General features: G+C 66.5%; 9 protein-coding genes and 1 pseudogene. 1 reads left to right on the plus strand and 9 read right to left on the minus strand.

What is annotated here, in order from left to right; genetic code table 11:
• The 9 genes and pseudogenes from hflK to G3N62_RS32500 form a co-directional block, all read right to left on the minus strand.
• The coding region (gene hflK, locus G3N62_RS32460) for an FtsH protease activity modulator HflK (RefSeq protein WP_206141431.1) at positions 1 to 1264 on the minus strand (1264 nt) is incomplete at its 3' end.
• A 47-nt stretch (positions 1265 to 1311) separates the two neighbouring features.
• Complete coding sequence (gene hflX, locus G3N62_RS32465) at positions 1312 to 2487, minus strand: GTPase HflX (protein ID WP_175029016.1); 1176 nt, start codon at positions 2485 to 2487, stop codon at positions 1312 to 1314.
• A 72-nt stretch (positions 2488 to 2559) separates the two neighbouring features.
• Positions 2560 to 2799, minus strand: coding sequence for an RNA chaperone Hfq (gene hfq, locus G3N62_RS32470; RefSeq protein WP_006399927.1), 240 nt, complete (start codon positions 2797 to 2799; stop codon positions 2560 to 2562).
• A 152-nt stretch (positions 2800 to 2951) separates the two neighbouring features.
• Positions 2952 to 4289 carry a ribosome biogenesis GTPase Der gene (der, locus tag G3N62_RS32475; RefSeq protein WP_049029189.1) on the minus strand — a complete coding sequence of 446 codons (1338 nt, stop codon included), beginning with the start codon at positions 4287 to 4289 and terminating at the stop codon, positions 2952 to 2954.
• A 247-nt stretch (positions 4290 to 4536) separates the two neighbouring features.
• Positions 4537 to 5682, minus strand: a complete 1146-nt coding sequence (gene bamB / locus G3N62_RS32480; RefSeq protein ID WP_034188636.1) for an outer membrane protein assembly factor BamB — start codon at positions 5680 to 5682, stop codon at positions 4537 to 4539.
• A gap of 42 nt (positions 5683 to 5724) precedes the next feature.
• Positions 5725 to 6354 (minus strand): tetratricopeptide repeat protein, encoded by a 630-nt coding sequence (locus tag G3N62_RS32485; RefSeq protein WP_124669683.1) that lies wholly within the window; start codon positions 6352 to 6354, stop codon positions 5725 to 5727.
• A gap of 55 nt (positions 6355 to 6409) precedes the next feature.
• On the minus strand, positions 6410 to 7750 hold the full coding sequence (gene hisS, locus G3N62_RS32490; protein WP_034188638.1) for a histidine--tRNA ligase: 1341 nt from the start codon (positions 7748 to 7750) through the stop codon (positions 6410 to 6412).
• 20 nt (positions 7751 to 7770) lie between these two features.
• A complete protein-coding gene (gene ispG, locus G3N62_RS32495) occupies positions 7771 to 9075 on the minus strand; it encodes a flavodoxin-dependent (E)-4-hydroxy-3-methylbut-2-enyl-diphosphate synthase (protein WP_034188974.1) in 1305 nt (434 codons plus the stop codon).
• A 112-nt stretch (positions 9076 to 9187) separates the two neighbouring features.
• Positions 9188 to 9487, minus strand: a pseudogene (locus G3N62_RS32500) (DUF4115 domain-containing protein); the annotation flags it as partial.
• Between the two features lie 42 nt (positions 9488 to 9529).
• On the opposite strand from G3N62_RS32500, the gene G3N62_RS36475 reads away from it, so the two are divergent.
• Positions 9530 to 9653, plus strand: a 124-nt coding sequence (locus G3N62_RS36475; RefSeq protein ID WP_346778212.1) for a LysE family transporter, incomplete at its 3' end; no start/stop codon positions are given.

Here is a 9653-nt window from a genome sequence, read left to right on the forward strand (position 1 = left end):
CGGTAGCCGCGGCCGGTGCGGCGGTAGCCGCGGCCGGTGCGGCGGCGGCCGGCACCGACGCCGCATCCGGCGCGGATGCGCCGGTCGACGCCGCGGCGTTCTGCCGCCCCTGCTCGACGAGCTTGTCGAGCGGCAGGTAGACGACGCTGTTGCCGCCCTTGTTGCCGACGAACACCTTCGTCGCGTTCGAATAGATTTCCTGCATCGTCTCGAGGTACATCCGCTCGCGGATCACCGCGGGCGCCTTCGAGTACTGCGCGTAGACCTGCTTGAAGCGGTCGGCATCGCCCTCGGCTTGCGTGACCACGCGATCGGCATACGCCTTCGCTTCGTCGACGAGCTTCGCGGCGTCGCCCTGCGCCTTCGGCAGCAGGTCGCTTGCATACGCCTGCGCGGCGCGCTTCGCGGCCTCGCGCTCGTCGCGTGCCTTCGCGACTTCGGCGTAGGCGGCCTGCGTCTGCTCGGGCGCCGCGACGCTCTGCATCGTGACGGCCGTCACCTCGAGCCCCGACTGGTAGCGGTCGAGATCGCGCTGGATCGCGGTGGACAGCTGCTCGCGCAGCGCGTCGCGGTCCTGGTTCAGCATGTCGGCCGCGCTGCGCGTGCCGACGATCGCGCGCACCGCGGCCTGCGCGGCCTGCGAGACGCTGCGCTCGGGGTCGACGCTACGGAACAGGTAATCGGTGGCGGAACGGATCCGGTACTGAACGATGAAACGCACGTCGACGATGTCGGCATCGCGCGTCAGCATCGCCGCTTCCTTCACGTTCGCCAGACGCACGACGTTGTTGCGGCCGATCTCGATCGAGCGGACCTGCGACGTATCGACGATCTCGTGGGACGCGAACGGATACGGCGGGCGCCAGTGCACGCCCTGGCCAACCGTGCCCGACAGCTTGCCGAGCTGCAGCACGACGCCCGTCTGGCCGTCCTGCACGACGAACAGCCCGCTGCCCGCATAAACCGCGACCAGCACGCCGATCACGATGCCGACGCCGACTCGCGCGGCCCGGCCGTTGTCGGGACGCAGGCCGTTGCCGCCCTTGCCGCCGAACAGGCCGCTCAGGCGCCGGTTGAAGTTGCGCCACATCTCGTCGAGATCGGGCGGACCATCGCCGTCGCCGCCTTGCGGACGCTTCGATTCATTCGAACGCGGACGGGATCCGTCCTTGCCATTGCCTTCGCCGCGTCCCCAGCGGGGATCGTTGATCGACAGCAAGGCACGCATCCGCCGCCAGGTAATCCGCTCGTTGTATTCGTTCACCAGAGTTTGTTCACCAGATAAGACGCCGGCGAACCGGCCGAGGCCGGTTAGCGCCCGTGTTCGGAAATCGTGTGGTCTTCGTGTGGTTCAGCGGGTGCGCCGTCGAGCGCGCCGCTGGGTAACGTCGCGCTGGAAAGGTGTTCCGCGGAGGCGATTTCGGCGATGGCGGCACGCAACGTATCAAGACCCTGACCGGTGCGCGCGCTCAAAAAGACGCGCGAAATATTACCATATTCGTCCCGCTCGACCGCGTCGCCGCGGGCCGCCAGCTCAGGCACCGCGTCGATCTTGTTGAACACCAGCACCTGCCGGATCGTGTCCGCGCCAATCTCGTGCAGCACGCCGTTGACCTGCTCGATCTGTTCGAGCCTGACCGCGCTCGATGCATCGACCACGTGCAGCAGCAGATCCGCGTGGATCGTTTCCTCGAGGGTCGCGCGGAATGCCGCGACGAGCTGGTGAGGCAGCTCGCGGATGAACCCGACCGTATCGGACACGACGATCTGGCCGACCTCGTCGCCGAGGTACACCCGCCGCGACGTCGTGTCGAGCGTGGCGAACAGCTGGTCGGCCGCGTACGCCTGCGCTTTCGTCAGCGCATTGAACAGCGTCGACTTGCCCGCGTTCGTATAGCCGACGAGCGATACCGACATCGTGCCGCTGCGCGCGCGCTGCCGACGCTGGGTGCTGTGCTGACGGCGCAGCCGGTCGAGCCGCGACTTCAGCATCTTGATGCGCTCGCCGATCAGCCGGCGGTCGGTTTCGAGCTGCGTTTCGCCGGGGCCGCGCAGGCCGATACCGCCCTTCTGGCGTTCAAGGTGGGTCCACGCGCGAATGAGCCGCGTCGACAGGTATTGAAGCTGCGCGAGTTCGACCTGCAGCTTGCCTTCATGGCTGCGGGCACGCTGCGCGAAGATGTCGAGGATGAGGCTGGTGCGGTCGACCACACGCCTGTTAAGTGCCTGCTCCAGATTGCGTTGCTGGGCCGGCGCCAGGGCGTGATTGAAGATGACGATTTCGACGTTGTGCGCGTCGCAGGCAAGCCGCAGTTCTTCGGCTTTGCCGCTGCCGATGAACATCTTGGCATCGGGACTGGAGCGACGACCCGTGAGGGTGACGGCGGGACGGGCCCCCGCGCTGGAGGCGAGAAGACTGAGTTCTTCGAGACTGGCTTCGAAATCGGTCTTGCCGAAATCGATGCCGACGAGCGCTGCGTTGATCAAATTATCGGGTGTCAAGATAAGGCGGCTGGCATCGGTCGCTCGCGGCGACCGGATGCCGGCCGCTGCGATAGGTTAGGACGAGGCTTCCGCGTCCGGGTGGAAATTCACCGGGCGCGCCGGCACGACCGTCGAGATGGCGTGCTTGTAGACCATCTGGGTCACCGTATTACGGAGCAACACGACGTACTGGTCGAACGATTCAATGTTCCCTTGCAGCTTGATGCCGTTGACGAGGTAAATCGAAACGGGAACGTGCTCTTTGCGCAGTGCGTTCAAAAACGGGTCTTGTAACAATTGCCCTTTGTTGCTCATGGCGTACTCCATCTTTTTTTGCAGGTTGATCTGGATTGGCGGGAAAGAAAAAGAGATCCGGCGCCAATCGCTACACTATAGCTGATTTTGCCTGCCCCGCCCGCCGCGCAGGCCTTACGGCCTACCCTTGCGGGACGCATGACAGGCGTGCGTCAGCCCTTGTCCGCGTACGGGTTGTTCGACGAACGGAACTCTATGCGCAATGGAGTCCCGGTCAGCGAGAAAGTTTCGCGGAACCGGTTTTCGAGGTAGCGCTTGTAGGTTTCCGTGACCGCGTCGAGCGCGTTGCCGTGGATGACGATCAGCGGCGGATTCTGGCCGCCCTGGTGCGCGTAGCGCAGCTTCGGACGCACCGGGCCGCGACGGCGCGGCTGCTGGAATTCGACGGCCTCGATCAGCGCGCGCGTGAGCTTCGGCGTCGGCAGCTTCGCCATCGCCGCCGCGTATGCGTCGTCGACCGAGCGCATCAGCGCGCCGATGCCCGTCTTCTTCGCGGCCGAAATGAAGTGCGATTTCGCGAAATCGAGGAATTTCAGCTTGCGGGTCAAATCCGCTTTCGCGCGGTCGCGCGCGTGCTCGTCGAGGCCGTCCCACTTGTTGACGCCGATCACGAGCGCACGGCCCTGCTCGACGACGAAGCCGGCGATGTGCGCGTCCTGGTCGGAAATGTCCTGCTGCGCATCCAGCAGAAGAATGACGACGTTCGCGTCGGAGATCGACTGCAGCGTCTTCACGACCGAGAACTTCTCGATCGCCTCGAACACCTTGCCGCGGCGGCGCAGGCCGGCCGTGTCGATCAGCGTGTATTTCTTGCCGTTGCGCTCGAAGTCGACGTAGATCGAATCGCGCGTCGTGCCCGGCATGTCGAACGCGATCACGCGATCCTCGCCGATCAGCGCGTTCACGAGCGTCGACTTGCCGACGTTCGGACGGCCGACGATCGCGATCTTGATGCCGCGCGACGGGTCGTTCTCGTCCTCTTCCTCCGGACGGTCGGCGTAAGCCACCGCCAGCGCCTCGTTGATCATGTCGGTCACGCCGTCGCCGTGCGCGGCCGAGATCGCGCGCGGGTCGCCGAGCCCGAGCTCGTAGAAGTCGGCCGCGACCGCCGTGTACCGCATCCCCTCGGCCTTGTTGACGACGAGGAAGATCGGCCGGCCGGTCTTGCGCAGGTAGTCGGCGATCGACTTGTCCTGCGGCGCCAGCCCGTTGCGGCCGTCGACGATGAACACGACGATGTCGGCTTCCTCGACGGCCTGCCGCGTCTGGCGCGCCATCTCGTGCAGGATGCCGTCCTTCGCGACGGGTTCGAAGCCGCCCGTATCGACGACCAGGTACGGCCGTTCGCCGACGCGCCCTTCGCCGTAATGGCGATCGCGCGTCAGGCCAGGCAGGTCGGCGACCAGCGCATCGCGCGAGCGCGTGAGCCGGTTGAACAGCGTGGATTTCCCCACATTGGGGCGCCCAACGAGGGCAATGACCGGTTTCATCTGTGTTTTCTACGGTGATGCGCAGCAGCGGGAGGCCCGCTGCTGCGGGCGGCTGCGCTGAATGAAAATATCACGAATTCGCGCCGCGCCGGATGCGCGCGCCGGGCGCGCGTTGCGCGCCGTCGTCTTTCGTCTCGAACTGCCTTTCAAATACCGAGCGGCCGGGAGCACCGGCCGCCTTCATGCTGCACGGCCGGGGCGCGCGGGACAAGCCCGCCGCGCCGCGGCCACACGTGTTTCCTGCTTATCAGCGCGGACGGAATCCGTACAGGCCGCCGTCCTTCGTCTGCACGACGAGCGTATTGCCCGCGAGGACCGGCGCCGCCGTAATCGCGCTGCCGTCGGTCTTCATCCGCGCGATGAAGCTGCCGTCTTCGCGCGACAGGAAGTGCACGAAGCCCTTGTAGTCGCCCATCACGACCGCGTGCCCGAGCAGGTACGGCACGCCGACGTCACGGCTCTTCAGCTTGTCGTTGCGCCACAGCTGGTTGCCGGACGCCGCGTCGTACGCCGTCACGACCGACCAGTCGTCGCCGCCGGCGACCACCGAATCGTCCTGCGCCAGACCGCTGCGGCTCGAGAACGGCTTTTCCCACAGCGGGCGGCCCGAGTTCGCGTCGAAGCAGCCGAGCTGCCCCTGGAACGTCACCGCGCAGGCTTCCGCGCCGACGAGCGTCGGCGGGCCGCTGACGTCGTTGATGCGCTCGACCTCGGTCACGCCCTTCGGGAACGACACCGGGGTCTGCCAGAACGGCTCGCCCGTCTGCAGGTTGATCGCGACGAGACCGCCGCCCGGGAAGCCCGCCAGCACCGCCGCGTCGCCCGCGAACGTCATGCCGGCCGACACGCGCAGGTTCAGCGGCACCGCGCGGTTGCGGTAGTTCCACTTCTGCTCGCCCGTCTGCGCGTTGAACGCGATCACCTGGCCGTCGATCGTGCGGACGATCACGAGGCCGTTGCCGACGAGCGGCGGCGAGAAGATCTCGCCCTGCACGCTGGTCTTCCACAGTTGCTTGCCGTCCGGACCCAGCACGAACACGCCGCCCTTCAGCGCGCCGACCGCGGTCAGGTTGCCGTCGCTGCCGACCCCGGCCGACAGGTCGGAGCCGACCTTCGCGCGCCAGACGGTCTGGCCCGTCTTCGCATCGATCTTCTCGACCGAACCGTTTTCGCCCGCCGCATAAACGGCGTCGCCCACGGCCACCGGCGAGAACAGGTAGCGCCCGCCCTTGCCGACGCTTGCCTTCCAGACCTGTTGCACGTCCATGACGGGCTTGAACTCGGTCAGCGGCGTCGGCACGCGGCGCGCGTCCTTCGACGACGAGCAGGCCGCCAATGCGAGGACAGCCGCCGCGCAGGCGACGGGCACAGCGTAACGTTTCAGCAAATTCATCGGTTAGCGAAGCAGAAGTTAAGAGGTTGAGGGGACCGCGATTCAGCCGCCGAGCGCGTCCAGCTTGAACTGCACGAGCTGGCGCGCGGACTGGTCGTCCTTCGACAGGCCGTCGAGCGCGAGCTTGTAAGCGGCGCGCGCATCGTCGGTCTTGCCTTGCGCGGCCAGCAGATCGCCGCGGCGATCGGCCACGAGGCCCTTGAACGCTTCGACCGGCGTGCCCGACAGCAGCGCGAGGCCCGCGTCGTACGCCTTTTCGTCGAGCAGCAGCGACGCGAGGCGCAGCTTCGCGATCTGCTTGTACTCGTCGTCCTTGGCGTGATCGACCGCCCATTGCAGCTGCGCCTTCGCGCCCGCCGCGTCGCCGGCCGCATACAGCGTCTTAGCGGCCGTGAGCGCCGTCATCTGTGCATACGGCGTGCTGCCGAACTTGTCTTCCATGTCGGCGGCCGCGCGGGCCATCGTCGCCTTGTCGTTCGCGGCGGCGGCCTTCTGGACCTGCTCGTACAGCCCGGACGCCTCGGCAGCCTGACGGCGCTGCCAGTAGTTCCAGCCGTTGAAACCGGCCGCGACGACGAGCGCCGCGAGCACGATCCACGTGGTGAGGTTGCCCCAGCGGGCCCACCACGCCTTGAGACTTTCAATCGATTCTTGTTCGTCGTGATAACTCATCGGCGAGCGATTCCTTCCTGTTCAGGCCTTTCTTGTCGAGCGAACGCCAGCGCGATCAGTCGTCGCCGTCTTCGGCGGATGCAACCATCGCATTGATTAGGAATTCGGTCAAGCTTTCGACCGGTACGGTCTGCTGAACGTTCTTTTCCCCGTCCGCGCCCGCACCGCGCAGCGCTTTCACGCCCACCGTGCCGTTCGCGACTTCTTCTTCGCCGAAGATCACCGCGAACGCGGCGCCGCTCGCGTCGGCCCGCTTCATCTGCGACTTGAAGCTTGCCGTCGCGCCGTCGGCGCTGCAGTGGAAGATCACGTCGAGGCCCGTATCGCGCAGGCGCTCGGCCGCGATGAACGCCTGTTCGCGCGCGGTCTCGCCCTGGTGCACGACGTACACGTCGACGCCTTCCTGCTCGGGCGCGAGATCCTCTTCCTTCAGCAGCTCGAGAATCCGCTCGATTCCCATCGCCCAGCCGCACGCGGCGGTCGGCTTGCCGCCGAGCTGCTCGATCAGCGGATCGTAGCGGCCGCCGGCCGCGACCGTGCCCTGCGCGCCGAGCTTGTCGGTCACCCACTCGAACACGGTCAGGTTGTAGTAATCGAGGCCGCGCACGAGACGCGGGTTGATCTTGAACGGAATGTTGTTCGCGAGCAGCAGGCGCTGCAGCCCTTCGAAGTGCGCGCGCGATGCCTCGCCAAGGAAGTCGATCAGCTTCGGCGCGTTCTGCGCGATCTCCTGCAGCGCGGGATTCTTCGTGTCGAGCACGCGCAGCGGGTTCGTATACAGACGGCGCTTCGCGTCCTCGTCGAGCACGTCGGCGAACCGTTCGAGGTACTTGATCAGTTCGACGCGGTGCGCGGCGCGCTCTTCGGCCAGGCCGAGCGAGTTGATCTCGAGCTTGATGCCGGTCAGGCCGAGGTCGTCCCACAGGCGCTGGCACATCATGATGATCTCGGCATCCGCATCGGGACCCGCGAAGCCGAGCGCCTCGACGCCGACCTGATGGAACTGGCGGTAGCGGCCGCGCTGCGGACGCTCGTGACGGAACATCGGGCCGATGTACCACAGGCGCTTCGGGCCGTCGTACAGCATGTTGTGCTCGATCGACGCGCGCACGACGGCCGCGGTGTTTTCCGGGCGCAGCGTCAGGTTCTCGCCGTTCAGCGCGTCGGTGAAGCTGTACATCTCCTTCTCGACGATGTCGGTGACTTCGCCGATGCCGCGCGTGAAGAGCTGCGTGTGTTCGACGATCGGCGTGCGGATGTTCTGGTAGCCGTATGCGCGCAGCAGCGATTTCACGGTTGCTTCGAAGAACTCCCACAGGCCGGCATCCTGCGGAAGGATGTCGTTCATGCCCTTGACGCCGGTGAGCTTCTCGATCTTGCGTTTCTGTTCAGTCATCGTTCGTGTGTGTGGACGAATTAGTTCAGGGCCTCGGTGCGGCCGTAATTGCGTGCGACGTAGTCGCTGACGATCTGCTGGAATTCCTCGGCGATCCGCTCGCCGCGCAGCGTCTTGACCTTCTCGCCGTCGATGAAGACGGGCGCGGCCGGGTTCTCGCCCGAACCCGGCAGGCTGATGCCGATGTTCGCGTGCTTCGATTCGCCCGGACCGTTGACGATGCAGCCCATCACCGCGACGTTCATCTTCTCGACGCCCGGATACGCCTTGCGCCAGACCGGCATCTGCTCGCGCAGGTAGGTCTGGATCTGCATCGCGAGTTCCTGGAACAGCGTGCTCGTCGTGCGGCCGCAGCCCGGGCACGCGATCACCATCGGCGCGAACGAACGCAGGCCCATCGTCTGCAGGATTTCCTGGCCGACGATCACTTCACCCGTGCGCGACGCGCCCGGCTCCGGCGTCAGCGAGATGCGGATCGTGTCGCCGATCCCTTCCTGGAGCAGCACGCCGAGCGCGGCCGTCGACGCGACGATGCCCTTCGAGCCCATGCCGGCCTCGGTCAGCCCGAGGTGCAGCGCAAAGCCGCAGCGGCGGCCGAGCTCGCGGTACACGGCGATCAGGTCCTGCACGCCGCTGACCTTGCACGACAGCACGATGCGGTCGCGGCCGAGGCCGAGTTCGACCGCCCGTTCGGCCGAGCCGATCGCCGACTGGATCAGTGCCTCGTACATCACGCTCTGCGCGTCCCACGGCTGCGAACGCGCGCCGTTCTCGTCCATCATGCGCGCGAGCAGATCCTGGTCGAGGCTGCCCCAGTTCACGCCGATCCGCACCGGCTTGTCGTACTTGGCCGCGGCCTCGATCATCTGTGCGAACTGCGTATCGCGCTTCGCACCCTGGCCGACGTTGCCGGGGTTGATCCGGTACTTCGACAGCGCCTCCGCGCAGCCCGGGTAGTCGCGCAGCAGCAGGTGGCCGTTGTAGTGAAAATCGCCGACGAGCGGCACGGTCACGCCCATCCGGTCGAGCTGCTCGCGGATCGCCGGCACGGCGGCCGCGGCCTCGGGCGTGTTGACCGTGATGCGCACCAGTTCGGAGCCCGCGTTCGCGAGTTCCTTGATCTGGATCGCCGTGCCGATCGCGTCGGCCGTGTCGGTATTCGTCATCGACTGCACGCGCACCGGCGCGTCGCCGCCGATCGTCACGAGCTGCCCGCCCCAGCGGACATCCACCGCATGCGATACGCGGCGCGGCTGATGCCCGCCGAACACCGGCTCGGTTGAACAAATCTGACTGCTGCGTGGGGATTGAGCTTCGGATTGCATCGATAGATCCATTTACGCGGAATGCGCCGCGACACGGCGCATGAATTGAAAAAGCGCCGTGCCCTCACGGCCTGCCGAGATCGACGACAGGCCTTCGCCACGGCGCTTGACGTCAGGGCAACGTGAACCGTGCCACATTACCCCGCGCTGCCGAATATTTCGCCGGATCGACAGGTTTTCCGTCGAACGCGACTGCGTCGAGGCCCGCCTTGTTGCCGATCGTGACCTTGAACGGCCCGTCGCCGGCGACCTGCTTCGTCTCGCCGGCCCGCACCAGCGCCGAGAACAGCTCCTTGCCGTTCTTGTCGCGCACGCTGAACCAGCAATCCTGCTTGACCTTCAGTTCGATCACCGACTGGCCTGCCGCGACCGCGACGCTCGCCGGCTGGACCGGCACGGCGGCGCTCGCCGCCGGCGCGACCACGAACGGCTGCTCGCCTATACGGCTTAATTCATCGGCACGGCCAGCCCGGGGCCGAGCAACCTGGCGATCATGTCGGTGGCCGCGAACCAGGGCCGCAAGGCGGCGCTGGTGTTCGCGCTCGGCGTCATTTCAGGGTCGATGTGCTGGGCAACGG

This window comes from Burkholderia sp. Tr-20355, assembly GCF_017104685.1.
Taxonomy (GTDB): domain Bacteria; phylum Pseudomonadota; class Gammaproteobacteria; order Burkholderiales; family Burkholderiaceae; genus Burkholderia; species Burkholderia seminalis.

Excerpts from the sequence above, each read along its gene's own strand:
- hfq (WP_006399927.1), bottom strand. The coding sequence starts at position 2,799 with ATGAGCAACAAAGGGCAATTGTTACAAGACCCGTTTTTGAACGCACTG.
- der (WP_049029189.1), bottom strand. The coding sequence starts at position 4,289 with ATGAAACCGGTCATTGCCCTCGTTGGGCGCCCCAATGTGGGGAAATCC.
- bamB (WP_034188636.1), bottom strand. The coding sequence starts at position 5,682 with ATGAATTTGCTGAAACGTTACGCTGTGCCCGTCGCCTGCGCGGCGGCT.
- G3N62_RS32485 (WP_124669683.1), bottom strand. The coding sequence starts at position 6,354 with ATGAGTTATCACGACGAACAAGAATCGATTGAAAGTCTCAAGGCGTGG.
- hisS (WP_034188638.1), bottom strand. The coding sequence starts at position 7,750 with ATGACTGAACAGAAACGCAAGATCGAGAAGCTCACCGGCGTCAAGGGC.
- ispG (WP_034188974.1), bottom strand. The coding sequence starts at position 9,075 with ATGCAATCCGAAGCTCAATCCCCACGCAGCAGTCAGATTTGTTCAACC.